The sequence below is a fragment of the Frigoribacterium sp. CFBP 13605 genome, assembly GCF_014839405.1.
Taxonomy (GTDB): domain Bacteria; phylum Actinomycetota; class Actinomycetes; order Actinomycetales; family Microbacteriaceae; genus Frigoribacterium.
The window spans coordinates 1-820 of sequence record NZ_JACYNS010000218.1 but is presented as its reverse complement, the minus strand read 5'-3'; the positions used below and the strand labels follow the sequence as shown (position 1 = coordinate 820).

Here is an 820-nt window from a genome sequence, read left to right as displayed (position 1 = left end):
GGGCCGGCCGGACGTCGACCCCGGCGGCCCCGGACCTGGGTCGCACCTGGCGGGCACCCGCCGACCTGCCGTCCCGCGGACGGCTCGGCAGCGTCGCCATCCCGGGCACGGCGTCCCACTTCGACGCGCGGGACGCTCTGGTGTACCTGCCGCCCGCCGCCCTCGTGACCGATCCGCCGCCCCTGCCCGTCGACGTCGTCCTGTCCGGACAGGGACCCGGCGCCGCGCCGGAGAACCTCGTCGACGCCGGACGGATGGTGGAGACCCTCGACGCCCTCGCCCGCATGCACCACGGCCTCGCGCCGATCGTCGTGATGCCCGACCAGCTCGAGCGGCCGACCAACAACCCGATGTGCGTCGACGGACCCCTCGGTCACAGCGAGACCTACCTGACGGTCGACGTGCCCCGGTGGATCACGAGCCACCTCTCGGTCCAGGCGCCCGGTCGTGCGTGGGCCGTGTCGGGCTTCTCGGAGGGCGGCACCTGTTCGCTCCAGCTGGCGGCGGGCCACCCCGAGCTCTTCGCCTCGTTCGTCGACGTCTCGGGGCAGCGGGGACCACTGCTGGACGGGGGAGCACGGGCGACGGTCGAGCGCGGCTTCGCCGGCGACCGGGCGGCCTACGACGCCGCCCAGCCGCTCGCCGTGCTGGCCGCCCGGGCCCCCTACGCCGACAGTGCCGGGTTCTTCGCCGTCGGCGGGACCGACTCGCGCTACGGGCCCGTGATGCCCGTCGTCGCGGCGGCCGCCCGGGCCGCGGGCATGGACGTCACCCGCCACGTCGTGCCCGGCAGCGGCCACGACTGGTCGACGGCGTCGCG

Annotated in this window: 1 protein-coding gene; it reads left to right on the top strand. The window is 76.3% G+C overall.

Features of this window, described 5'->3' with window-relative positions:
- On the top strand, positions 1-820 hold an 820-nt coding region (locus IFT36_RS16130), incomplete at both ends, for an alpha/beta hydrolase (protein WP_249408700.1).